The organism is Castellaniella ginsengisoli (assembly GCF_040955415.1).
Classification (GTDB): domain Bacteria; phylum Pseudomonadota; class Gammaproteobacteria; order Burkholderiales; family Burkholderiaceae_B; genus Castellaniella; species Castellaniella ginsengisoli.
In genome coordinates, this window is the sequence record NZ_CP158257.1 from 1,385,751 (window position 1) to 1,409,144 (window position 23,394).

At 67.9% G+C, this 23,394-nt stretch carries 25 protein-coding genes and 1 riboswitch; of the genes, 6 read left to right on the forward strand and 19 right to left on the reverse strand.

Annotated elements, in window-relative coordinates:
* Window positions 1-52: 52 nt before the first annotated feature.
* Window positions 53-153: riboswitch (TPP riboswitch) on the reverse strand.
* A gap of 11 nt (window positions 154-164) precedes the next feature.
* Window positions 165-533: a helix-turn-helix transcriptional regulator gene (locus ABRZ00_RS06525; RefSeq protein WP_343836197.1), complete on the reverse strand. Its 369-nt coding sequence runs from the start codon at window positions 531-533 to the stop codon at window positions 165-167.
* Between the two features lie 87 nt (window positions 534-620).
* On the opposite strand from ABRZ00_RS06525, the gene ABRZ00_RS06530 reads away from it, so the two are divergent.
* Window positions 621-1,325 (forward strand): hypothetical protein, encoded by a 705-nt coding sequence (locus ABRZ00_RS06530; protein ID WP_343836195.1) that lies wholly within the window; start codon window positions 621-623, stop codon window positions 1,323-1,325.
* Between the two features lie 30 nt (window positions 1,326-1,355).
* Here the strand turns inward: ABRZ00_RS06530 and ABRZ00_RS06535 are convergent, their stop codons facing one another.
* Window positions 1,356-2,606 (reverse strand): D-amino acid dehydrogenase, encoded by a 1,251-nt coding sequence (locus ABRZ00_RS06535; protein ID WP_368642567.1) that lies wholly within the window; start codon window positions 2,604-2,606, stop codon window positions 1,356-1,358.
* 234 nt (window positions 2,607-2,840) lie between these two features.
* Here ABRZ00_RS06535 and ABRZ00_RS06540 point away from each other — a divergent pair, with 234 nt between their 5' ends.
* The gene (locus ABRZ00_RS06540; protein WP_368639760.1) at window positions 2,841-3,329 is read left to right on the forward strand and encodes an Lrp/AsnC ligand binding domain-containing protein; all 489 of its coding nucleotides are present in this window, start codon (window positions 2,841-2,843) and stop codon (window positions 3,327-3,329) included.
* A 96-nt stretch (window positions 3,330-3,425) separates the two neighbouring features.
* Here ABRZ00_RS06540 and proB read toward each other — a convergent pair whose 3' ends face one another.
* The 11 genes from proB to ABRZ00_RS06595 all read right to left on the reverse strand — a co-directional run bounded on the left by proB (window position 3,426) and on the right by ABRZ00_RS06595 (window position 14,019).
* A complete protein-coding gene (gene proB, locus ABRZ00_RS06545) occupies window positions 3,426-4,580 on the reverse strand; it encodes a glutamate 5-kinase (protein ID WP_368642566.1) in 1,155 nt (384 codons plus the stop codon).
* 40 nt (window positions 4,581-4,620) lie between these two features.
* Window positions 4,621-5,742 (reverse strand): GTPase ObgE, encoded by a 1,122-nt coding sequence (obgE, locus tag ABRZ00_RS06550; RefSeq protein ID WP_368642565.1) that lies wholly within the window; start codon window positions 5,740-5,742, stop codon window positions 4,621-4,623.
* 141 nt (window positions 5,743-5,883) lie between these two features.
* On the reverse strand, window positions 5,884-6,144 hold the full coding sequence (rpmA, locus tag ABRZ00_RS06555; protein ID WP_343836184.1) for a 50S ribosomal protein L27: 261 nt from the start codon (window positions 6,142-6,144) through the stop codon (window positions 5,884-5,886).
* Window positions 6,145-6,171: 27 nt separating this feature from the next.
* Window positions 6,172-6,483, reverse strand: a complete 312-nt coding sequence (rplU, locus tag ABRZ00_RS06560) for a 50S ribosomal protein L21 (RefSeq protein ID WP_343836182.1) — start codon at window positions 6,481-6,483, stop codon at window positions 6,172-6,174.
* A gap of 181 nt (window positions 6,484-6,664) precedes the next feature.
* The gene (locus ABRZ00_RS06565) at window positions 6,665-6,871 is read right to left on the reverse strand and encodes a YbdD/YjiX family protein (RefSeq protein ID WP_368639759.1); all 207 of its coding nucleotides are present in this window, start codon (window positions 6,869-6,871) and stop codon (window positions 6,665-6,667) included.
* A gap of 1 nt (window position 6,872) precedes the next feature.
* On the reverse strand, window positions 6,873-9,122 hold the full coding sequence (locus tag ABRZ00_RS06570; protein ID WP_368642564.1) for a carbon starvation CstA family protein: 2,250 nt from the start codon (window positions 9,120-9,122) through the stop codon (window positions 6,873-6,875).
* 153 nt (window positions 9,123-9,275) lie between these two features.
* Complete coding sequence (gene argJ / locus ABRZ00_RS06575; protein WP_368642563.1) at window positions 9,276-10,502, reverse strand: bifunctional glutamate N-acetyltransferase/amino-acid acetyltransferase ArgJ; 1,227 nt, start codon at window positions 10,500-10,502, stop codon at window positions 9,276-9,278.
* Window positions 10,503-10,615: 113 nt separating this feature from the next.
* Window positions 10,616-11,146, reverse strand: coding sequence for a MarR family transcriptional regulator (locus ABRZ00_RS06580; protein WP_343836174.1), 531 nt, complete (start codon window positions 11,144-11,146; stop codon window positions 10,616-10,618).
* A gap of 95 nt (window positions 11,147-11,241) precedes the next feature.
* On the reverse strand, window positions 11,242-12,522 hold the full coding sequence (gene hemL / locus ABRZ00_RS06585) for a glutamate-1-semialdehyde 2,1-aminomutase (protein ID WP_368642562.1): 1,281 nt from the start codon (window positions 12,520-12,522) through the stop codon (window positions 11,242-11,244).
* Window positions 12,523-12,548: 26 nt separating this feature from the next.
* Entirely contained in the window at window positions 12,549-13,199 is a 651-nt protein-coding gene (gene thiE, locus ABRZ00_RS06590) for a thiamine phosphate synthase (RefSeq protein WP_368642561.1), read from the reverse strand.
* A gap of 10 nt (window positions 13,200-13,209) precedes the next feature.
* Entirely contained in the window at window positions 13,210-14,019 is an 810-nt protein-coding gene (locus tag ABRZ00_RS06595; protein ID WP_368642560.1) for a hydroxymethylpyrimidine/phosphomethylpyrimidine kinase, read from the reverse strand.
* Window positions 14,020-14,255: 236 nt separating this feature from the next.
* Between ABRZ00_RS06595 and ABRZ00_RS06600 the strand changes: the two genes are divergently transcribed.
* The 4 genes from ABRZ00_RS06600 to ABRZ00_RS06615 all read left to right on the forward strand — a co-directional run bounded on the left by ABRZ00_RS06600 (window position 14,256) and on the right by ABRZ00_RS06615 (window position 16,317).
* Window positions 14,256-14,420 carry a rubredoxin gene (locus ABRZ00_RS06600; RefSeq protein ID WP_043685094.1) on the forward strand — a complete coding sequence of 55 codons (165 nt, stop codon included), beginning with the start codon at window positions 14,256-14,258 and terminating at the stop codon, window positions 14,418-14,420.
* 82 nt (window positions 14,421-14,502) lie between these two features.
* Window positions 14,503-15,102: a YqgE/AlgH family protein gene (locus ABRZ00_RS06605; RefSeq protein WP_343836164.1), complete on the forward strand. Its 600-nt coding sequence runs from the start codon at window positions 14,503-14,505 to the stop codon at window positions 15,100-15,102.
* Window positions 15,095-15,538, forward strand: a complete 444-nt coding sequence (gene ruvX, locus ABRZ00_RS06610) for a Holliday junction resolvase RuvX (protein ID WP_368642559.1) — start codon at window positions 15,095-15,097, stop codon at window positions 15,536-15,538. Before ABRZ00_RS06605 ends, ruvX begins: the two co-directional genes overlap by 8 nt.
* Before the next feature lie 29 nt (window positions 15,539-15,567).
* Window positions 15,568-16,317, forward strand: coding sequence for a lysophospholipid acyltransferase family protein (locus tag ABRZ00_RS06615; protein WP_368642558.1), 750 nt, complete (start codon window positions 15,568-15,570; stop codon window positions 16,315-16,317).
* A 26-nt stretch (window positions 16,318-16,343) separates the two neighbouring features.
* Here the strand turns inward: ABRZ00_RS06615 and ABRZ00_RS06620 are convergent, their stop codons facing one another.
* The 6 genes from ABRZ00_RS06620 to mpl form a co-directional block, all read right to left on the reverse strand.
* Complete coding sequence (locus ABRZ00_RS06620; RefSeq protein ID WP_368642557.1) at window positions 16,344-17,192, reverse strand: symmetrical bis(5'-nucleosyl)-tetraphosphatase; 849 nt, start codon at window positions 17,190-17,192, stop codon at window positions 16,344-16,346.
* Window positions 17,189-18,364, reverse strand: coding sequence for an LPS export ABC transporter permease LptG (lptG, locus tag ABRZ00_RS06625; RefSeq protein ID WP_343836155.1), 1,176 nt, complete (start codon window positions 18,362-18,364; stop codon window positions 17,189-17,191). Before lptG ends, ABRZ00_RS06620 begins: the two co-directional genes overlap by 4 nt.
* 61 nt (window positions 18,365-18,425) lie before the next feature.
* On the reverse strand, window positions 18,426-19,136 hold the full coding sequence (gene mtgA, locus ABRZ00_RS06630) for a monofunctional biosynthetic peptidoglycan transglycosylase (protein ID WP_368642556.1): 711 nt from the start codon (window positions 19,134-19,136) through the stop codon (window positions 18,426-18,428).
* Window positions 19,133-20,029: an energy transducer TonB gene (locus tag ABRZ00_RS06635; protein WP_343836152.1), complete on the reverse strand. Its 897-nt coding sequence runs from the start codon at window positions 20,027-20,029 to the stop codon at window positions 19,133-19,135. Before ABRZ00_RS06635 ends, mtgA begins: the two co-directional genes overlap by 4 nt.
* A 38-nt stretch (window positions 20,030-20,067) precedes the next feature.
* Window positions 20,068-21,948: a ribonuclease catalytic domain-containing protein gene (locus ABRZ00_RS06640; protein ID WP_368642555.1), complete on the reverse strand. Its 1,881-nt coding sequence runs from the start codon at window positions 21,946-21,948 to the stop codon at window positions 20,068-20,070.
* Window positions 21,949-21,970: 22 nt separating this feature from the next.
* Window positions 21,971-23,362, reverse strand: a complete 1,392-nt coding sequence (mpl, locus tag ABRZ00_RS06645; protein ID WP_368642554.1) for a UDP-N-acetylmuramate:L-alanyl-gamma-D-glutamyl-meso-diaminopimelate ligase — start codon at window positions 23,360-23,362, stop codon at window positions 21,971-21,973.
* Between the last annotated feature and the right edge of the window lie 32 nt (window positions 23,363-23,394).

Sequence of the window (23,394 nt, forward strand, 5' to 3'; positions counted from 1 at the left end):
GAGGGGGGAAGCGCGTTTCGGGAGAAGGGTTCGGGGACAGAATGAGCCCGTAGTGAAAACCGCGCACGCTCCCAGCATCGGCATTATCCGTACTGGTACGAAGGGTTTTTCTCAACACGCCGGCCAGGCCGGCGAGTACCCCTGCGTGGAGTGCAGTATACCCGCTAGCGTTCTTTCCCTGGCGTCAGCAGGCTGTCGATCAGGGCGCCGACGGCGTTCTCCACTACCTGGCGGTCCTTGCGGGTCAGGCTCCAGAACTGCCGGGGATCGATCGAGGCAAAGGGCCAGGCGGCCTCGCCCAGCGCGCCGGACGTGCCGGGCGCGGGCGTCATGTCTCCCAGGCCCCGGCTCAGCCAGTAGATATCCACTTCCAGGACCTGGGCCAGGTTCAGCAGTTTCTTCGGCGACTGGCGCGTGCCGTTCTCGTAGCTGGAGACGGCGCTTTGCGATAGGCCGCAGGCGCGTGCCAAAGCCTCCTGCGACAGGCCGCGCAGGAGCCGGGCGTGCCGGAGCCGTTCTGCAAAGGTTTCCACCCGCCCATTGGACTAAAAAGATCAAGCACAAGGGTGTTTATGGAATAATACTTTTGTAATATTTGACGGTTCGTCAGGGGGAAATGTATGCAAGAACGTCGGGTGTGGGCGCTGTCGCCGGCCGATAACGCCGACCTGCGATACCTGCGGGCCGCGGGGTGCCTGGTGCGGCGCTGCGAGTCGATCGAGGCGCTCGGCCGGGAGACGCTCCGGGCCGACATGCAATCCTGCGAGGCGGCGCTGCTCATGGCGGATGCCGCCGCCAATTGCCGGACGGCGCATCTGGTGCGCGACATGAACCTGCCGCTGGACCTGGTGGCTTTCACCGGGCCTGCGCGCCGGGGCGAGATCGCGGCGCTGCTGCGGGTCGGGGTGGATTGCGTCATGCGCCAGGGCGATCCGCCGACCCTGCTGGCCGGCGTTCTGCACGCCTTGCGCCTGCGTCGTCTCGATCGTGCCGGTTCCGCGCCGGCAGAATCCGCCCACGCGATTGGGCCGTGGACCCTGGAGGACCAGGGGTGGTGCCTTCAGCACTGCGGCGGCGCTTCGATGCGCCTGACGGTTTCCGAGCGCGCGGTGCTGGTCTGCCTGTTCGAGGCGCCCGGCCACGTCGCCAGCCACGCCATGCTGAACCAGGCCCTGATGGCGGCCTGGCGGCACGCCTATGGGAACCGGCCGCATGATCCCAAGCCGCGCGGCATCATCAGCCGCTTGCGCTGGCGGGGCCTGCAGGCGGGCATGGAGCCCCCGATCGAGTCCCTGCGCAGCTACGGCTACGTCTGGGAAATCTAGGCCGGCCGCCCGCCGGCCGCCCCGGAACGTTCAGCGATAGCGCTGGACGCCCAGATCGTCGTGGCGGATGTCGGTCGGCTTGCCCGACACGATGTCCGCGATCAGGCGGCCGCTGCCGCAGGCCATGGTCCAGCCCAGCGTGCCATGGCCGGTATTCAGGTACAGGTTGCCCAGCTGCGTGGAGCCGACGATGGGGGTGCTGTCGGGGGTCTTGGGGCGCAGCCCGGTCCAGAAATGGACGTCTCCGGGGGCGTAGCTGCCCGGGAACAAGTCGTTCAGCACCATTTCCAGGGTTCGCTGGCGGCGCGGATCCAGCGCCGTGTCGTAGCCGACGACTTCGGCCATGCCGCCGACGCGGATGCGGTGGTCGAAGCGGGTCAGGGCGATCTTGTAGGTTTCGTCCAGCAGGGTGGACACCGGCGCCCGGTCGGGATCGGCGATGTCCACCGTGATGGAATAGCCTTTCATGGGGTAGACGGGGATGTCGACCACGCCGCGCAGCAGCAGGGGCGAATACGATCCCAGGGCGACGACGTAGGCGTCGGCCCGCTCCAGGCCCGAGGCGCACTGCACGCCCGTGACGCGGTCGCCCGCTGTCTGCAGGGACTGGATGGTTTCGCCATAGCGGAAATGCACCCCCTGCGCTTCGGCCATCCGGGCCAGGGCCTGGGTGAACAGGCGGCAGTCGCCGGTTTCGTCGTCCGGCGTGCGCAGCCCGCCGACCAGCTTGTGGCGGACCTGGGCCAGCGCGGGTTCGTATTCGGCCAGCCGGTCGCCCTGGACCAACTCGTGGGCGATTCCGGCCTCGCTCAGGGCCTGGACGTCGCGCTGGGCGTCGTCCATCTGCTTCTGTGTGCGAAAGAGCTGCAGCGTACCCTGGCGCCGGCCCTCGAACTGAATGCCGGTGTCGGCCTGGAGCGCATGCAGGCACTGGCGGCTGTAGGCCGACAAGCGCAACATGCGGTCCTTGTTGGCGGCGTAGCGGGCCGGCGTGCAGTTGCGCCACATGTCCAGCATCCAGCGCAACTGGGTCAGGCTGCCGTCCGGGCGGATCGTCAGCGGGGCGTGCGGTGTGAACAGCCACTTGAAGGCCTTCAGGGGAATGCCGGGTGCCGCCCAGGGCGAGGAATAGCCGAAGGACAATTGGCCGGCATTGCCGAAACTGGTTTCTTCCGCCGTGCCGCTTTCGCGATCGATCACGGTGACTTCGTGCCCTTGGCGGGCCAGGTAATAGGCGCTCGTGACGCCGACCACGCCTGCCCCTAGAACCAAAACCTTCATGACAGCTCCTAATGGGATTAATTTTTCATGATGATAGGCAATATACCCAGATAAATTTTTATGAAAAAATCATATTTCCATGAAAAAATACAGGAACAGGGGGGTTAGGGGCGCGCATACAGGACAAAAGCCTGGTGCGCCGCACCGGCCCGATCCAGCAGCCCTGCGTCAGGCGGGTGTTCCGCGCCGCTGCGCGGGCCGGCGCGGCAAGACCCACCGTCCCGGAGAATAATCATGCGCGTGCAAAAGGAATCCGTCCATGCCCTGGACAAGATCGACCGCCGGATCCTGGATCTGCTGCAGCACAATGGCCGCCTGTCGATGACCGAGCTGGCCGATGCGGTCGGGTTGACGGTGACCCCCTGCATCGAGCGCGTGCGCCGCCTGGAGCGCGACGGCGTGATCACCGGCTATCACGCCAGAGTATCGCCCGCCGCCCTGGATGCCGGCTTGCTGGTGTTCGTGGAAATCAGCATGTCCAGCAAGTCGGGCCGCACGTTCGAGGATTTCCGCCGCGAGGTGCTGTGCGTGCCGCAGGTGCTCGAATGCCACCTGGTTTCCGGGGACTTCGATTACATGGTCAAGGCGCGGATCAAGGAGATCAGCCAGTACCGCAGCCTGCTGGGCGAGATCCTGCTGCGCCTGCCGGGGGTGACTCAGACCAAGAGCTGCGTGGTGATGGAGGAAGTCAAGGAGACCCAGTTCATCCCGGCCCAGCGTTAGCCTGGGGGCTGTGCGCCGCCGCCCGTTGTGCCGCCATCCTCGCAAGACGCTTGGCCTTGCCGCGGCGGGCGTCCCGCGTTCGTCGGCGCGCGGATCCTAGCTTTGGGCTCTTGGCCGCGCGACGATCATGTTGTCGCGGTGCATCAGCTCCGGGTCGGTCAGGTGGCCCAGGATCTCCGGGATGCGGGCGCTGGGCTGGCGCAGGATGCGCGCCGTATCGGCGGACGAATAATTGATCAGGCCGCGGCCGCACTCCACGCCGTGCTCATCGACGCAGGCCACCACGTCGCCGCGTTCGAACTCTCCCTCGACGGCGATCACCCCGATGGGCAGCAGGCTGCGGTGGCCTTGCGTCAGCGCGCGCACGGCGCCGGCGTCCAGGGTGACGCGGCCGCGCAGGCGCAGGTGGTTGGCCAGCCAGCGTTGCCGGGCCGAGCGCACCGGCAGGACTGCGCGCAGCTCGGTGCCGATGGGCTCCCCCGCCGCCAGGCGTTGCAGCACGGCGGGTTCGCGGCCGGAGGCGATGATGGTGTGGCCGCCGCTGTTGGCGGCGCGCCGCGCGGCCAGAACCTTGGTCAGCATGCCGCCGGTGCCGATGGCGCTGCCCGATCCGCCCGCCATGGCTTCCAGCGCCGGGTCGCCCGCCTGACCCTGGTGAATGAAGCGCGCATCCGGATGCTTGCGCGGATCGGCGCTGTACAGGCCGGATTGATCGGTCAGGATGACCAGCGTATCGGCCTCGATCAGATTGGTGACCAGGGCGCCCAGCGTGTCGTTGTCCCCCAGGCGGATCTCGTCGGTGACGACGGTATCGTTCTCATTGACGATCGGCACCACGCCCAGGGCCAGCAGGGTGTTCAGGGTGCTGCGCGCATTCAGGTAGCGGCGCCGGTCGGCCAGATCCTCGTGCGTCAGCAGGATCTGGGCGGTGCGGATGCCGTGGCGGGCAAAGGCGGCCTCGTAGGCCTGGACCAGGCCCATCTGGCCCACGGCGGCGGCGGCTTGCAGCTCGGGCATGAGCTTGGGGCGGCGGGGCCAGCCCAGCCGCGCCATGCCTTCGGCGATGGCGCCGCTGGACACCAGGACCAGTTGCCGGCCCGAGGCATGCAGGGCCGCGATCTGCTCGGCCCATTGGGCGACGGCCTCCAGGTCGATGCCCCGGCCTTCGTTGGTGACCAGGGTGGAGCCGACCTTGAGGACGAGACGGTGCGCGTCCCGGGCGACGGAGGGGGAAAGATCCGGACGAGTCATGATGGCGGGCGGGTCGGAGCGAAAGCCGTGGGTGGAAAACTCAGCGCGAGAAGCGGGGATCGCCTGGATCGTCGCTATCGGGCGCGCCGGGATCTTCGCCGTTGCGCGTGAAGCGGGGGTCCTCGTCGTGGGCGTGGGCGTTGCGCTGCTGCTCGTCCAGCCAGGACTGCAGCGCGCCGGTGAGCGCCTGGGTGCCCTCGCCGGTCAGGGCGGAAATCCCGAAGACCGGCCCGGCCCAGCCGAGTTCGCGGCAGATGCGGTCCTGGATCGCGGCGGGATCCTCCACCATGTCCAGTTTGTTCAGCACCAGCCAGCGCGGCTTGGCGGCCAGCTCGGGGCTGTAGCGTTCGAGCTCGCGCGTGATGGCCTGCGCGCCCTCGATGGCTTGCGCGCCCGCATCGACGTCGGGGTCGGGCGAGTACACGTCCAGCATGTGCAGCAGGACGCGGGTGCGGCTGAGGTGGCGCAGGAACAGATGGCCCAGCCCGGCGCCTTCCGAGGCGCCTTCGATGAGCCCGGGGATGTCGGCAATGACGAAGCTGTGCGAAGGTGAGGTGCGCACCACGCCCAGGTTCGGATGCAGGGTCGTGAAGGGGTAGTCGGCGATCTTGGGCCGGGCGTTGGACACCCGCGTGATCAGGGTGGATTTGCCCGCATTGGGCAGGCCCAGCAGGCCCACGTCGGCCAGCACCTTCAGTTCCAGGCGCAGGCGGCGCTGCTCGCCCTCGCGGCCGGGGGTGAACTGGCGCGGCGCGCGGTTGGTGCTGGACTTGAAGTGCAGATTGCCCAGGCCGCCGGCGCCCCCGGCCGCCAGCGTGACCTGTGCGCCGTGGTGGTCCAGGTCGAAGAGCTGCTCGCCGCTGTCGGCGTCGTGGATCACCGTGCCCACCGGCATGCGCAGAACGATGTCCGGCGCGCCCGCGCCGTACTGGTCCGAGCCCCGGCCGTTCTCGCCGTTCTTGGCGCGATGAAGCCGGGCGTAGCGGAAGTCGATCAGGGTGTTGATGTTGCGGTCTGCGATCGCCAGGATCGAGCCGCCCCGGCCGCCGTCGCCGCCATCGGGGCCGCCCATGGGAATGAATTTTTCCCGGCGGAAACTGGCGACGCCATTGCCGCCCTTGCCGGCGATGACTTCGATGGTGGCTTCGTCTACGAATTTCATGGTGGAACCATTCTAATGAAAAAAAAGGCCCTGCTGAGGAGCAGGGCCTTTTCGCCGCCCGGCCGTCCCAAGGCAAGAAGCGCCCCTTTTTTGGGGGCGGCAAGCCGGAGGCGCGGCGCGGGAGGGCGGATCAGACGGCGATCAACTCGCCGCGCTGACTGAAACGGTACGCTTGTTGAGCGCGCCCTTGACCGAGAACTGCACGACGCCGTCCACCAGGGAGAACAATGTGTGGTCCTTGCCGATGCCGACGTTGACGCCGGGGTGGAACTGGGTGCCGCGCTGGCGGACGATGATGCCGCCGGCTGAAATCTGCTGGCCGCCGTAGACCTTCACGCCCAGCCGTTTCGATTCGGAATCGCGGCCGTTGCGAGTCGAGCCGCCGCCCTTTTTGTGTGCCATGATGAGCTCCTAAATGCGATGACCGGATCAGGCCGCAACGGCGTCGATGCGGATTTCGGTGTAGTTCTGACGGTGGCCTTGATGCTTTTGATAGTGCTTGCGACGGCGCATCTTGAAGATCTTGACCTTGTCGTGACGGCCTTGTGCAAGAACGGTGGCTTTGACCGCGGCGCCTTCGACGAAGGGCGTGCCGATCTTCAGCGTTTCGCCTTCGCCGACGGACAACACCTGGTCGAGCGAGATTTCTTGCCCAATGTCAGCCGGTATCTGTTCGATTTTCAGTTTCTGGCCGGCGCAAACACGATATTGCTTGCCGCCGGTTTTTATGACCGCGTACATGGGGATTTCCTGTGAAAATTCCTGGCGATGCGGCCCTGCCCCAAGTAAAGGGCAAAGCCTGTGGCGCACACGCCGGGATGCCAAAAACGGCCTGACTTACCGATAAGCCAGGCCAAGCCACGTATTCTGGCAGAATTCGGCTTGTAAATCAAGGGGGTGTGCTGGCCCATGGCCGGCGAGGCTAGCAGCAGCGCCCTTGAGGATTGCGGTCTTCCCAGTCGTAGCGCTCGCGCCAGAACTCGCGTTCCGACGCGGGCGTCTGGTCGGGATGGACGCGAGCCATGTGCTCCAGGTATTTCTGGTAGGCGTCCGCGCGCAGGATGCCCTTGAAGAACTGCCCCAGCCCGCCGAGGCGGCGGCGCTGGCCGGGCTGGACCTGGTTCAGCATCTCAGTGCCCCATCGCCGCCGGCGCGGCGGATGAGGGCGCGGCTTCCCAGCGGGCCAGCAGGGCTTTTTCCGACGGAGTCGGCAGCAGGCCCGCCGGCGCGAACAGCCGCGATTCGACGCGCGGATCTTCGGTGCTGTGGCTGGGGTGAGTCTTACGGTAGGCGCGCCAGGCCGTCAGGACGGCCGTGCCCATGACGATCAGGGCCAGCACGACGAAGACGATCGACAGAGAGCCCTGCACGAAGGTGTTGTGCACCACGGCCTGCATCGCCTCCACCGTATGCGCGGTGCCGAAGCTCGTCTTGCCTTCGGCCAGCGCGTTCTTGAAGGCCTCGTGCTGCGCCCAGTAGCTGACGGCGGGAATATCGGAGAAGATCTTTTCCCAGGACGCCCAGATCGTGATGACGGCGATGAACACCAGGGGCGCGGCGACGACCCACAGGTAGCGGAAATTGCCGCGCTTGGCCACGATGGCCATCACCACCGCCAGGGCGATGGCGGCCAGCAACTGGTTGGCAATCCCGAACAAGGGGAAGAAGGTATTGATGCCGCCCAGCGGGTCGGTGACGCCCAGGACCAGGATGTAGCCCCAGCCCGCGACCATGATCGCCGTGCAGAGCCAGGCGCCCGGCTTCCAGGAGGTGTCTTTGAACTTGGGAAAGAAGTTGCCGATGGTGTCCTGCAGCATGAAACGCGCGACGCGTGTGCCGGCATCTACGGCCGTGAGGATGAACAGGGCCTCGAACATGATGGCGAAGTGGTACCAGAAACCCATCATGGCGGTGCCGCCGAACCATTGGTGCATGATGTGGGCGATGCCGACGGATAGCGTGGGCGCGCCGCCTGTGCGCGAAATGATGCTGGGCTCGCCCACGTTGCGCGCCAAGTCGGTCAGCATGTCGGGCGTCAGGTGAACGCCCGTCAATCCGAGACTGTTGACGAACGCCACCGCGGAGTCGACGGTGCCGCCCGTCGACGCGGCGGAGACGTTCATGGCGAAGTAGATGCCGCGATCGATCGAGATGGCTGCCACCAGCGCCATGATGGCGACCAGCGATTCCATCAGCATGCCGCCGTACCCCAGGAAACGCGTCTGCTTTTCTTTTTCGACCAGCTTGGGGGTGGTGCCCGATGAGATCAGGGCGTGGAACCCGGAAAGCGCGCCGCAGGCGATCGTGACGAACAGGAAGGGGAACAAGGAGCCTGGAACGACCGGGCCGTCGGCGCGGCCGGCGAATTCCGAGAAGGCGGGCACGGTGATTTCCGGCTGCACCACCAGGATGGCGATGGCCAGCAGGCCGATGACGCCGATCTTCATGAAGGTGGACAGGTAATCGCGCGGCGCGAGCAGCAGCCAGACGGGCAGAATGGCGGCGATGAAGCCGTAGGCGATGATGGCCCAGGCCAGGGTCAGGCGGTCGAGGTGGAACAAGGCGCTGCCCCATTCGGATTCGGCCACCCAGCGCCCGGAGATGATGGCGAACATGAGCAGGGCCAGGCCGATGAGCGAGACCTCCAGGACTTTGCCCGGGCGCAGGTAGCGCAGGTAGCAGCCCATGAACAGGGCGATGGGGATGGTCAGCGAGACTGAATACACGCCCCAGGGGGATTCGCCCAGCGCGTTGACCACGACCAGCGCCAGAATGGCGACGATGATGATCATGATGGTCAAAGTGGCGGCCAGCGCCGCCGTGCCGCCCACGACGCCGAGTTCCTCGCGGGCCATCTGGCCCAGCGAGCGCCCGCCGCGCCGCATTGAAAAGAACAGCACCAGGTAATCCTGGACGCAGCCTGCGAGCACGGCGCCCACGACGATCCAGATCGTGCCGGGCAGGTAGCCCATTTGCGCGGCCAGCACCGGCCCCACCAGGGGGCCCGCGCCCGCGATGGCGGCGAAGTGATGCCCGAACAGGACGACGCGGTCCGTCGGGACGTAGTCGCGGCCGTTGGAGTGGTACTCGGCGGGCGTGGCGCGGCCGTCGTCCGGCTGGGCGACCCGCCGTTCGATCATTTTCGAATAGAAGCGATAGCCCACCAGATAGGTACAGACGGCCGCCAGCACGAACCAGACGGCGTTGATGGTTTCGCCGCGAGAAATGGCCAGTACGGACCACGCGGCGGCGCCAATGAGGGCGATGGCTGCCCACAGGGTGATCCTGCCCGGGGTCCAGCGGGCATCGGCAGCCTCTTGCTGGTCGTTCAAAGAGTTGGGAGGCAGCGTGATCGCCGCTGCCGTTGGAGACGTATTCATGAGGGAATTCCTGCCCGGATGGGCGATGACTGGACTGTGCGCCCTCGACCGTAAAGCCATCCGACGGCGCATCTGGCCCAGTATAATCCTAGGGATAACCCTAGAACACAGAAACTCCAGCCAACTCCTGTTAACTAGGGGTAAACCCTAGTATCAGGATCGATAATCCGCATTGATGCTGACGTACTCGTGCGAGAAATCGCAGGTATACACCGTGTCGGCCACGTCGCCGCGCCCCAGGGCGACGCGCACCAGGATTTCCGGTTCCGCCATCACGCGCTGGCCGTCTTCCTCGCGGTAGCCGGGATCGCGCCCGCCTTGCACGGCCACGCGCACGTCGCCCAGCCACAGCGTCAGTTTCGAGACGTCCAGATCGTCGACGCCGGCATAGCCGATGGCCGCCAGGATGCGGCCCAGATTGGGGTCGGAGGCGTAGAAGGCTGTCTTGACCAAGGGCGAATGGGCGATGGCGTAGGCGATCTTCAGGGCTTCCTCGGTGGAGGCGGCCTGCTCGACGCGGATGGTCATGAATTTCGTCGCGCCTTCGGCGTCGCGCACGATCTTCTGGGCCAGATCGCGGGCGGCGGCCGTCAGGGCCTCGGCCAGGGCGGGATAGCGCGGGTCTTGCTCGGACTCGATGTGTGCGCCGCTGGCGCCGGTGGCGATGAGGATGAATGAATCATTGGTGGAGGTATCGCCGTCCACCGTGATGCGGTTGAAGGATTGATCCGCGATGCGCGCAGCCAGGGCGCGCAGCAGCGTGGGCGGCAGGCCTGCGTCCGTGCCCAGGAAGCCCAGCATGGTCGCCATGTTGGGCCGGATCATGCCGGCGCCCTTGCTGATGCCGGTGATCGTGACCGGCGTGCCGTCCAGGTCGATCCGGGTGGAGTGAATCTTGGGCTGGGTGTCCGTGGTCATGATGGCGTGGGCCGCCTGGAACCAGTGGTCCGGGCGGGCATCGTCCAGAGCGGCCGGCAGGCCGGCGATCAGGCGCTCCACCGGCAGCGGCTCCAGGATGACCCCGGTGGAGAACGGCAGGATTTGCTCCGGCGCGACGCCCAGTCGGCCCGCCAGCGCGCGGCAGGTATCGTGGGCGGCCTGCAGGCCGGGTGCGCCGGTGCCCGCATTGGCATTGCCGGTATTGATGACCAGGGCGCGGATGCCGTCGCCGGCGGCCAGATGGGCTTCGCAGACCTGGACCGGCGCGGCGCGGAAGCGGTTGCGCGTGAAGACCCCCGCCACCGAGGCGCCTTCTTCCAGCAGCAGGACGGTCAGGTCGCGGCGGCCGGCCTTGCGGATGCCGGCCTCGGCCGTGCCGATGCGGATGCCGGAAATCGGGTGGATGGCGTCTTGCGCCGGGATGATCAGGTTGATGGCCATGGCGAGGGGTCCGGGGAGGCGGTGGGTCGAGACAAAAAAACAGCCCCCATTCTATGCCGAATGGGGGCGCCGGGGAGACCGCCCGGCGGCCGGCCCGTGGGCGCTGCGCGGGGTCAGGCCGCAGGCAGGCGCGCGTAAGTGGATTGTTTCAGGTCTCCCAGGAGATCGAACAGCGTCGAGCGCGCCGCCGGCGCCAGGCCGCCCAGCATGGACTGAATCCAGGACGCGTGCGCCCGTTGCATGCGGCGGTGGTGGCGGCGGCCCTTCGGGGTCAGGCGGATCAGCGAACTGCGGCGGTCGGCGTCGTCCTTCAGGCGTTCGACCAGGCCGTCTTTTTCGAGCTGGTCGGTGATGCCGGTGATGTTGCCGTTGGTGACCATCATCAGGCGGGACAGCTCGCTCATTTTCAGGCCCCTGGGGGCGTGAGTGAGCTGGGACATCAGGTCGAAGCGCGGCAGCGTGGTCTGGAATTCGCTGCGCAGCCGGCTGCGCAATTCATTTTCGATCAGCGTGCAGCAACTGAGCATGCGCAGCCACAGGCGCAGGTCCTGGGGTTCCTGGCCGGTGGCCTGGGTTTCGAGATCCGGAACCGCGGGGGTGACGGCGGGGTGCTGGGTAGCGGCGTATTGGGTGTAGTCGGTCATGACGCGCCTCCTGGCGGACTTGATCAGAGCATGCCCAGTGTAGGGAACCCGCCGTGGCGTGTCCTTGTCCTGCGTCAAGAAACTTGAAGTTCAGACTATTGAAGCCCCGCGAAGACCCGGTCGGCGGCGTCCAGCGTCGCCTGGATCACCTGGTCGTCATGGGTGGCGGAGACGAAGCCGGCCTCGAAGGCCGAGGGCGCGAAATGCACGCCTTCGGACAGCATGCCGTGGAAGAAGCGCTTGAAGGCGTCGAGATCGCTGGCGGAGACTTCGGCCAGGCTGGTCGGCACCGTTTCACGGAAATACAGGCCGAACAGCCCGCCCTGCCAGTCGCCGCTGAGGGTGACGTTGTGGCGGCGGGCGCGTTCGACCAGACCCTCGATCAGCAAGCCCGTCTGCCGGTGCAGGGCATCGTAGAAGCCCGGTTCGGCGAGGCGGCGCAAGGTGACGCGACCGGCGGCCACCGCCACCGGGTTGCCCGATAGCGTGCCGGCCTGGTAGACCGCGCCCAGCGGCGCGATGTCCGCCATGATGGCGGCGCGGCCGCCGAAGGCGCCCACCGGCATGCCGCCGCCGATGATCTTGGCCAGCGTGGTCATGTCGGGTGTGACGCCGCACAGGCCCTGCATGCCTTGCGGCCCCACGCGCAGTCCGGTCATGACCTCGTCGAAGATCAGGACGGCGCCGTGGCGGGTGCACTGCATGCGCAGGCCTTCGAGGAAGCCGGGCGCCGGGCGCACCATGTTCATGTTGCCGGCGATGGGTTCGACGATGACGCAAGCGATGTCCTCGGGGTATTGGGAAAAGGCGGCCTCGACGGCGGGCAGGTCGTTGTAGTCCAGCACCAGGGTGTGCTGGACGAATTCGGGCGGCACGCCTGCCGAAGTGGGGTTGCCGAAGGTCAGCATGCCCGAGCCTGCCTTGACCAGCAGGCTGTCGGCGTGGCCGTGGTAGCAGCCTTCGAACTTGATGATCTTGGAGCGGCCGGTGTGGCCGCGCGCCAGGCGGATGGCCGACATGGTGGCCTCGGTGCCCGAGCTGACCAGGCGCACCTGTTCGATCGAGGGGATGCGCTCGATGATGGCCTCGGCCAGGTCGATTTCTGCCTCGGTGGGTGCGCCGAAAGACAGGCCGTCCACCGCGGCGGCCTGGACGGCGGAGACGACCTCGGGGTCGGCATGGCCCAGGATGGCGGGGCCCCAGGAGCCGATGTAGTCGATGTAGCGGGTGCCTTCGGCGTCCCAGAGGTAGGGGCCGCTGGCGCGCTGGATGAAGGGCGGGGTGCCGCCCACGGAGCGGAAGGCGCGCACGGGCGAGTTGACGCCGCCCGGGATGGCGCGGCAGGCGCGTTCGAAGAGTTCGGTGTTGCGGGACATGGCGGGGTTCCAGTTGCTGCAGAGGTTCAGGAAAACAGGGCGGCGCAGCGCTGCGCCGCCGCACGAATGTCGGGGGCGTCGAACAGGGCGCTGATGAGGGCGATGCTGTCGGCGCCCGCCTGGATCGCGGGGACGGCGTTGTCGGGCGTGATCCCGCCGATGGCGACCACGGCCGCCCTGCGGCGGCCGCAGGAGGCCTCTTCGGCCAGTCGGCGGCCGGCGCGGAGGTGGTCGAGTGAGGCATGCGCGGCGTCGGGCTTGATGCGGGACGGGTACAAGGCGCCGAAAGCGATGTAATCGGCGTCCTCTTGCAGGCGCCGGGCCGCCAGCGCGGGCCGATCGTAGCAGGAGCTGCCGATCAGCTTGTCGGAGCCCAGCGCCAGGCGCGCCTGGGAGACGGCGCCGTCGTCCCGGCCCAGGTGGGCGCCATCGGCGTCCAGGTCGGCCGCCAGGCGCCAATCGTCGTTGATGATCAGGATCAGTCCCAGCCGCAGGCTGAGGTCGCGGACAGCGCGGGCCTGTGCGCGCAGTTCCGCGGGCGCGCCCTGCTTGCGGCGCCATTGCAGGGCAGCCATACCGCCGGCATGGGCCTGTTCGATGGCGGCCAGCAGGCGGTCGGTGTCGGCCCAGTCGGGCGTGACGCCGTACAGTCCGCGCGGAAAACGGGGTGTATTCATTGCATGGCCCTCACGATGCGGCGTGCCGCAGGATGCGCTGCCCCATGCCGGGGTGGAAGTGGCGCTCCAGCAGGGCGGTGGCGGCCGGGACCGCCTGGGCGATGGCATCGGCCGGCGCGAGCCCGCGTGCCAGCAGACAGCACAGCACCGTGGCCAGCAGGCTTTCGGCGTCGCTCGTGCGCACGCGCGGCGCCGGCCAGGGCCAGCGGCCGCCGGCCTGGTCGTGCGCATGCAGCACCAGGCCGTTCAGGCCGGGGCCGAGCGGCGCGTTGCAGCACAGGACGAGCGGCGCGCCGAATTCGTGCAGGGCGCCGACCGGATCGCCGGCCCGCGCCGAGGACAGCAGGCCCTGGCCGGCCCATTGTTCCGGCAGGCGGGCGTCGACGACGACGAGGTGCGCCTGGGGCACCAGCAATTCCAGCAGGGCGCCGACGGTTTCCTCGGGGTCCAGGTCTTCCAGGTCGGGCACCAGCGGCGGCGCGCTAAGTTGCAGCACCAGCGGCAGGTTGCTGTAGTCGGCGGCGATCTGGGCCAGCGTCGCGATGCTCTCCGGGTCGTACTGGGGGCCGATCTTCAGGGCGCCGATGGCCATGTCTTCCAGCAGGCAGCGGGCCTGGTCGTCGATCAGTTCCGCAGGCAGGCGCTGGATGGTCTCGACGCCCGCGGTATCCTGGACGTGGATGGCGGTGGCGACCGTGCCGGCGTGCGCGCCCAGGCCTGCGCAAATGACCGCATCGATAGGCAGGTGACTGGCCCCGCTGGGATCGAATGGACCGAAAATCAGGGGAAGAGGAATGGAGGCGGGATCGGGGGCGGGCATGACAGCAGAAATGAAGAGGCCGGTCGCCGCGGCCGGCGGTTGTGTACTATGCACCCATTCTAATGGATGAGGCCGGACACAGGTCAGTCCCTGCGGACTGACCTGTGCCTGCCGAATCCGAGCGGCATGCAGGCCGCGAGGTGGAGAGCTGCCGCGGTTGAGGGCTGGCTGTGCCTGCCGAATCCGAGCGGCATGCAGGCCGCGAGGGCTTTTAGAGGATAAAGGGTTTCATTGTCATGCGTACCTGGATGTGTCTGATCTGCGGCTGGATCTATGACGAGGCGGCCGGTTTCCCCGAAGACGGGATCGCGCCCGGCACCCGCTGGGAAGACGTGCCGCCCAACTGGGTCTGTCCCGAATGCGGGGCCCGGAAAGAAGATTTCGAGCTGATCGAAATCTGAGGCGGCTTACTCCGTGCGTGATTCGGGCCGTTTCTGATACTCTAGCGTCATGGGCCGTAGGGCCGGACTACAGGGGATCGCCATGACGACGACCGTACCGCATGCTTCCGACGCCGGTTCACGCATCGACCTGTCCCGGCAGTTTCTGCTGGCCATGCCGGGGATGGTGTCGGGCGAGCTGGCCAACACCGTCATCTACGTCTGCGAGCACACCGAGCATGGCGCGCTGGGCCTGGTCATCAACCGGCCCACCGATCTCACCATCGGCGATCTCTTGCAGCGCATCGATCTGTCCCTGTCGCTGGAAATCGGGCCGGTACAGGAATCACCGGTCTTCTTTGGCGGGCCGGTACAGACCGACCGGGGCTTCGTGCTGCACGTGCCGCGCGGCGAATACAGCTCCAGCATCCAGTTGGGCGACGACGTCGCGCTGACCACGTCCCGCGACGTGCTGCAGGACGTCGCTGCGGGCCATGGCCCGGCCCGGCTGCTGGTGACGCTGGGCTACGCCGGCTGGGGCGCGGGCCAGCTCGAAGACGAGCTTGCCCGCAACGCCTGGCTGAACGTGCTTTCGTCCAACGATATCCTGTTCGATACGCCCGCGGAAGACCGCTACGACGCCGCCCTGGCCCAACTGGGCATCCGCGCTTCGATGCTGGCCAGCGATGCGGGCCATGCCTGAACACATGCCGCAGCGCGGTTCCGGCCCCGGGGCCGGAATTCGCCAATCCGAGCAGACGTTGCTGGCTTTCGATTTCGGACTGAAGAAAATCGGCGTGGCGCTGGGCAATACCCTGACGAGCCAGGCCCGGCCTCTCTGCATCCTGACGCCCGTCACGCGCGAGCAGCGTTTCGTCCAGGTCGGCGCCCTGCTGGCCGAATGGCAGCCTGACCGCGTTGTCGTGGGGCTGCCTCTCGCGCTCGACGGCGGCGAGCAGCCCGCCTCGGGACACAGCCGCCGCTTCGCGCATCAGATCGAGGGCCGCTTCCGCGTGCCGGTCGTGCTGGTGGATGAGCGCGGCTCCAGCCTCGAAGCCCAGCAGATTCTGGGAACCCATGCACCGGACGACGCCATGGCCGCCGCCGTGATCCTGCAGCGCTATCTCGACCAGTTATGATGTGCGCCATTGCCCATGCCGGGCGGAGGATGTCGGTGGCGCCGTTCCTGTTTCTGTTCCGTTTCGTTTGCGTGTCGGCCTGGATCCTGCTGGGTCTGCTGACCGAATTGCTGGTGTTTCCGGTATTGGGCCGCGTCCGGCGGCGTCGGGTCGTGGGGGCCTGGTCCCGGGTGCTGCTGCGCTTGTGCGGGGTTCGCGTGCGCCCCGTGAGCGCGCCCGTGGCGCGGGGAGCCGTCCTGTGGGTGGCCAATCATGTGTCCTGGGTCGATATCTTCGTGCTCAACAGCGTGCGCACCACGTCTTTCGTGGCCAAGAGCGATATCCGGCGCTGGCCGGTGATCGGGCTGCTGGTGGCCTGGGCCGGCACGCTGTTCATCGACCGGCGCCATCGGCATGCCGTGCGCGATGCCGGCCGGCAGATGCGCGCCTGTTTCGAGCGGGGCGATGCGGTGGGGTTGTTCCCTGAAGGCACGACGACCGACGGTTCCCATGTCCTGCCCTTTCATGCCGGGCTGTTCGATGCCGCCGTGCAGGCCCGCGTGCCGACGCAGCCCGTGGCCTTGCGCTTTCTGAAGCACGGACGGCATGCGCCGGAACTGGCCTTCGTCGGTGAACAGACTCTGGTCGCGAACCTGTGGTTTCTGCTCGGGGCCCGGGGTGTGTGCGTCGAGTGCTGTTTTCTTGCGCCCATCCCGGCGTCGGCCGGGCTGTCCCGGGGTGAACTGGCGCAGCGTGCCCAGGCCGCCATCAGTGCGGCGGTGCGCGGCGAATCGGCTTGAGCGAAAGGGATTGAGGGCGGACCGCCTCAGCGGCAGGCCGTGCAGTCCTGCTGGATGATGCGATGGTCGCTCAGCCGCAGGGCGGTCAGCGCGCGCCCCCAGACGCAGCCCGTGTCCAGGCAGATCGCATCCGGGCGGATGTGCAGCCCCAGGGCCGACCAATGGCCGAAGACCACCGGCTCGGACGGGTCGCGGCGCCCGGGCAGATCGAACCAGGGCACCAGCCCCCGGACCGCGTGGGCGCTGCCCTTGTGGTGGAAATCCATGCGGCCGTCCTCGGCATGGCAGACCCGCATGCGGGTGAGGGCGTTGACGATGACCCGCATGCGGTCGGGGCCCCGCAGGGCGTCGTCCCAGTTCAGGGGTTTCTCGCCGTACAGATCGTGCAGCGCGGGATGCCAGTCGGGTTGCCGCAGGGCCGCCTCGATTTCGCCCGCCAGAGCCTGGGCTTGATCCAGTGTCCAGGCAGGCAGGATGCCGGCGTGGACCATGACGTGGCCCCGGTCGCGCACCATCAGCGGCCGATGGCGCAGCCAGTCGAGCAGTTCGGCGGCGTCGGACGCGTCGAGGATGTCCTGGAAGGTATCGGACTTTCCCGGCGTCCGCACGCCGGCGGCCACCGCGAGCAGGTGCAGGTCGTGGTTGCCCAGGATGGCGCGGGCCCGGGCGCCCAGGGAGCGGATCAGGCGCAGCGCCCCGAGGGAATCGGGGCCGCGGTTGACCAGATCGCCGGCAAACCAGAGTTCGGTGTCGGGCCGGGAGAGCTCGGGATGCGCCAGCAAGGCGCGCAAGGCGCCCGCGCAGCCCTGGACGTCGCCGATGACCCAGACGTCGCCCCGGGCTTCGGACGGCGGCCGCGAAGCGGGCAGGGTCATGCGGCGCCCCGCTGGAGCCGGCGTTGGCGCAGCCACAGGGAGAGCGGGTGCCGGTGTTCCATGCCCAGCAGGACGAGCAGGGCGAGTGCCTGGCCGGCCAGGCTGGGGACCAGGGCCGTGGCCCAGGGCGGCCAGTCGCCCAGCATGCCGGCGTTCAGGGCCAGTTGGTTGAGCATGAAAAAACCGACCCCCAGGATGATGCCGGTAAAGACCTTCAGGCCGATGCCGCCCCGGCGCGTCTGCATGAAGCCGATCGGCGCGGCGATGGTGACCATGACCAGCAGGGTGAAGGGGTAGGCGATCTTGCGCCACAAGGCGACTTCCTGGCGGTCGGCCTGCAACTGGTTGTTCTTCAAGTAGCGGATGTAGTCCAGCAGATCCGAGATGGCCATGCGCTCGGGCGTGAGGATCCGGGCGATCAGGCGTTCGGGCGTCAGCGAGGTGGGTACGCTGCGTTCGTCCAGGTGGACGAGTTCGCTGATGGGCGCGGCGGGGATGCGGGCGTCGGCCAGGGCGGCGGCGGATTGCGGGTGGATGCGCGTCTCGGTCAGGTCGCGCAGGACCAGACGCCCTTGCTCGAACTGACCGTCGGTGGCCTGGACGGTTGCCCTGAGCGTGTGGTCGGCCGCGAATTCGTACAGCACCACATCGTCGACATGGCCCTTGCCGGTGAGCTGGCCGATATTGATGATGCGGGTGCCGCCTTGGTCGTCGGCCTCTTTGAACCAGTAGCCACTGGACAGGCGGCCGCCGTCGGTGCGGCCCATCAGCGCCAGGCGGGATTCGCTGCCGCGCAGCTCGGCGGCCGGCGTGATGAATTCCGACAGGATAAAGGCGCCCAGCACCAGCGGAGTCGTCAGCAGCCACAGGGCCACCAGCAGCCGCAAGCCGCTGACGCCCGAGGCCCGCAGGATGGTGAGTTCGTTGCGCTGCGCCAGCCCCGCAAGCGCCAGGACCGCGCCGATCAGCAGGCCGATGGGCAACAGCTCGTACAGGTGGTTGGGGATGTCCAGAGCCTGCAGGTAGAACAGGTTCAGCAGGGTCAGGCGCTGGCCGACCTTGTCCAGCCCTTCGATGAGGGCGAAGAACAGGAAGAGGCCCACGAGCGCCACCAGGACGACGGCGGTCGAACGGTAGATTTCGCGTGCGATGTAGCGTCGTGCCGTGCGCATGGCCGGAAATACGGTGAAAACCTCAATAGTACCCCGAACGGCGGGAAGGGACGGGGCCTGCCTACGGCACGGCGGCCTGGCGCATGCGGGCGCGCACGGTGGCCGTGTGGGACCGCAGGTAGGCGGTGGCGCCGCGCTGGTCGTAGTAGGCCGGATTGGGCAGCATGGCCGCCAGTTGAGCGGCCTGGCCGGCCGACAGGCGCGCCGCGTCCGTGCGGAAATAATGCCGGGCGGCGGCCTGGGCGCCGAAGGTGGCGCTTCCCCATTGGGCCACGTTCAGGTAGAGCTCCAGGATGCGGCGCTTGCTCATGACGCCTTCGATCATGTAGGTGAGGATGAGCTCCTGACCCTTGCGCAGATAATTGCGCGAATTCGACAGGAACAGGTTCTTGGCCAATTGCTGGGTGATGGTGGATCCGCCGCGCCGGCGTGCGCGGCCCAGATCGGCCTGGCGCTGGTTGTAGCTCCAGGCCTTGCGGATGGCGTCCCATTCGACCCCGTCGTGATCGATGAAGCCGCTGTCCTCTGAGGCGATCACGGCGCGCTTCAGGTGCGTGCTGATGCGGTCGTACGGCACCCACTCGTATGCCAGCCTGGCGTCGGGGTCTTCGGCCCGCAAGGCATGCAGCGTGTCCTGCATGATGGGGGTGTTGGCGGGGTTACGGAAATTGAACCAGACCACCATGCCCAAGAGGCCGATCTGGTAAAGGAAGGCGGCGCACAGCGCCGCCAGCAGGACGGTCGTGATGATTTTCCTGCCTGGCCGGTTCATGGGACTTCCTTTGCGCCGGGCGCGTCCGTCTCCAGGCCTTCGCGGGTGAAGTGCCAGGTTCGCGTGATGGCGAGGATATCGGTGTGCTGCGCCAGTTCCGGCGGCAGCGGGTCGAAGGGCGAGGCTAGTTCGACGATGCGCCGGGCGGCGCTGTTGAGGACGGCCTGATTCGACGGGCGGTCGAACTGGATGCGCTCCAGGCCGCCGTCGCGCCGGATGTAGACCGTCAGTTGCAGGTCGCCGTAGATGCGGCCGCGCGCCTCGGGGGGATAGTGCTGCGTGCCGATCAGCTCGATGCGCTGGCGCCAGGCTTCCACGTAGCGGGCGTCGTCCGACGCACGGGCGGACGGGGCGGTGAAGGTCTGCCGGGGCAGGGCGTTGTAGCGCTCGATGCGCTCTTTCAATGCGGCGATGCGGGCGCTGAGGATCAGGCTGTCCTGGTGGCGGTCATCTTCGCCCGGATCGATGCTGCGTCCCAGCAGTTCCGGCGCGGGCCTGGCCGCCTGGACCGCGTCCAGGGATTCCAGTTGCGCCAGCAGGCGGCGCTGTTCGGCTTCGAGTTCGGCCTGGCGTCGCCGCAATGCGGCCAGTACGGATTCCTCGGCGCTGCCCTCGGCGGTCCGGGGCAGCGGGGACGAGGCCATGCCGCGCGTCCGGTCGCCGCCGCCGTCCAGGTTCTGTTGGGCCAGCGCCTGGGGCTTCAGGGGGGCGTGTTCGCTGCGGCTGTTGACCAGGGTGACTTCCAGCGTGGACGGTTGCGTCGCTGGCGTCGCGGGCAGGAAGCGCCAGGCCAGCAGCGCCGCATGCGCAGCCAGGGACAGCGTCAGGGCGGCCGCCATGCGGCCGCGGCCTTCATGCCGGTATTCCAGCAGTTGCAGCGGCAGCGTGTCCATGGCTTTGCGGCTCCTTGAAGGTGGGGCGTGGTCCTGGCCTAGCTTGCTTCCCGCAGGCGGCATTCGATGTCCAGACCGATCTCGTCGTAGCCCAGGATGTCCAGCCGCACTTCCTGGCCGCGCTCGAATTCGGGCAGGCCGTTGATGCGGGTCACGAAAGGCGCGCACGCCAGCCGGACCAGGTTTTCCCTCAGGACGTGGGCGCCGACTTCTTTCAGTCCTTGTTGCTGCAGCCAGCGGATGCACCAGTAGCGTTCCACCGAGGACTGGAATTCGCCCCACAGCGTGTACTGCGAGTCGAAGGCTCCGATCAAGGCGTACAGGTCTGCATCCTTGGGCTTGAAGGGGGCGGCCAGGCGGGCGGAGACGCCATGCTCGGCCGCCGCCAGGATCTGGCCCTGATTGACCAGGTCCACATAGCGGCGCAGCGGCGAGGTCGACCAGATGTATTGCGGCACGGCGATGGATTCGTGGGGCAGGGCCTGGGTGGACATGCGGGTGCGCCCGGTCTGCTGGGAGCGGTAGATGCCGGGCACGCCGTGGCGGGCCAGCAAGGCGCCCCATTGCGTGTTGGCCAGAATCATGTATTCGGCCACCAGCCGGTCCAGCGGCGCGTTGCGCTGGCGCGGCACCAGACGGACGATCGAATCCGGGTCGTCGGGCGGGCCGTCGATTTCGAAGCCATATTCGATGCGGTCGTTGTTTTCCGGTTTGCCGCGCGTGCGGTCGCGCACGGCGCACAGCGCCTGGGCGAATTGCCACAAGGGGCGCAGCCAGCCGGCGTGCGGCAGGGGGGCATCGGGATCGGCCAGCGCGGCCTCGGTGACTGCGCCGTCGATCTGGCCGTGGCGCAGATTGGCGGCCACCCGGATGCGTTCCAGCCGGGTCTCGGTGTCCAGGACCTCGCCATCCTCCAGCCGCCCGGTGACGTACAGCGAAAGGGCGGGACGCCATTGACCTTCGTCCAGGGAGAAGGCGGCGATCAGTTCGCGCGGCAGCATGGGAATCTTGTCGCCCGGCATGTAGACGGTGGACATGCGGGCGCGCGCTTGTTCGTCCAGCGCGCTGCCGCGCGTGACGGCCAGCGCCGGTACGGCGATGTGGATGCCGACCCGGACCGTGCCGGGCTCGGGAATCGTGACCGACAGGGCATCGTCGATTTCGATGGTGCTGGCGTCGTCCAGGGAATAGGCCTCGACTTCGGCCTGCGGCAGGTCGCCGCCCCAGTCGAGGACTTCGACGGGCGGGCAGTCCGTGCCGCGGGGGAAATGGGCCGAAAAGAAGCGGTCCCGCATCATGGCCAGGGGGTGGGGCCAGACGCCCAGCGACAGCAGCAGCCGCTCGGGGCTGACGCCCGATTGCTGCACGGCGGCGTCGAAGGCTTTCCATTCCAGCGTGTTCTTGTCGGGGCGGTCGAGGAATGTGGCGGCGACGGGCCGCAGGGCGTCGGGCAGCGTGCCCGCCAGCAAGGCGGCGGTCCATTCGCCTTGCAGTTCGGCCTGGCGGCGTTTCTTTTCGATGGCGGCCAGGGCGGCTTGCAGGATGTCGGGCGGGGCCGGACGGAAGGCGCCCTTGCCGCGCCGGTGGAAATAGGCCGGGGCGGCCGACAAGGCCAGGATCATGGCGGTCTTTTCCACCGCGTCGGGCGCATGGCCGAAGTAGTCCTCGGCCAGCGCGGCGGATTCGAACTCCTGCTGCGGCGCGCACTCCCACAGAAAACCGGCGTCCAGCGTGGCCGCCAGGGTCTCGGCCGCGGGCAGCAAGCCGTCGGGGGAAGGCTGCTCGAAGGTGAACAGCACGGCGTTGCGTTTGATTTTGCTGCGTTTGCCGCTGGCCGACTCGACCTGCAGCGAGGTGTCGGCTTCGGAAAAAATGGTTTCGGCCTTGAGCTTGCCGGCGTCTTCGTAGAGAACGTGCATAAATGAGAGGAGACTTCGGGGTTCAGTGAGACGATCGGGGGCGGCGCTGCGCCAGCCGGTCGAGCAGGGTTAGATGGATGCCGCCGAAGCTGCCGTTGCTCATGACGAGCACGTGGTCGCCGGGCTGCGCCGCGTCGCAAACGGCGTCGGCCAGGGCGTCGAGGTCGTCGCCCGTCCACAGGCGCGCCCCCAGGCCGGCCAGAACCTGGCGAGGATCCCAGCCCAGGGCGTGCTTGCCCCGGGTGGCGCCGTGGCAGAAAACCTGGTCGGCGCCGGCCAGCGCTTCTGGCAGCCGGGCGGCCATCGCGCCCAGCTTCATGGTGTTGGAGCGCGGCTCGATCACCGCCAGGATGCGGGCGTGCGGGCCGACGCGGCGGCGCAGCCCGTCCAGGGTGGTGGCGATGGCGCTGGGATGGTGGGCGAAATCGTCGTAGACCGCCACGCCGTCCTGCGTGCCGCGAAGTTCCAGGCGGCGGCGCACCCCCTGGAAGCGGCTCAGTGCGGCGATGCCGTCCTCGGGCGCGATGCCGGCGTGGCGGGCCGCCGCCAGCGCGGCCAGGGCGTTGGCCTGGTTGTGGGTGCCGGCCAGGGACCAGTCCAGCGTGCCGGCCGACCGGCCCCGGTGCAGGATGAGACAGCGGCGGCCGTCTTCAGCCTCGGGCTGCGCCTGCCAGTCGCCCGTGGGGCCGAAGGTTTCCACCGGACTCCAGCAGCCGCGCGCCAGGACGCGGTCCAGGGCTTCGCAGGCCGCGGGCCGCACGAGGTACCCCGATGCCGGGACGGTGCGCACCAGATGGTGAAACTGAGTCTCGATGGCGGCCAGGTCGGGGAAGATGTCGGCGTGGTCGTATTCGAGATTGTTCAGGATGGCGGTGCGGGGGCGGTAGTGGACGAATTTCGAGCGCTTGTCGAAGAAAGCCGTGTCGTACTCGTCGGCCTCGATCACGAAGTGGCTGCGGGCGGCGTCGTAGCGGGCCGAGACGCCCAGATCCGGCGCCACGCCGCCGATCAGAAAATTGGCGGGCCGGCCCGATTGCTCGAAGATCCAGGCCAGCATGGCGCTGGTCGTGGTCTTGCCGTGCGTGCCCGCCACGGCCAGGACGTGCTGGCCGCCCAGGACATGGTCGGCCAGCCATTGCGGGCCGGAGGTGTAGGGCAGGCCACGATCCAGGATCGCTTCCATCAGCGGATTGCCCCGGCTGACGACGTTGCCGACCACGTAGAGATCCGCGCCCAGCCCGGTCTGGCCGGCGTCGAAGCCTTCGATCAGATCGATGCCCTGCTCGCGCAACTGTGTGCTCATGGGCGGGTAGACCCCCGCGTCGCAACCGGTGACCCGGTGACCCGCCGCGCGGGCGATCAGGGCCAGCCCGCCCATGAACGTGCCGCAGATTCCCAATATGTGTACGTGCATCGCTTCCTCCGGTCTGTATTGTAAGGAACCTC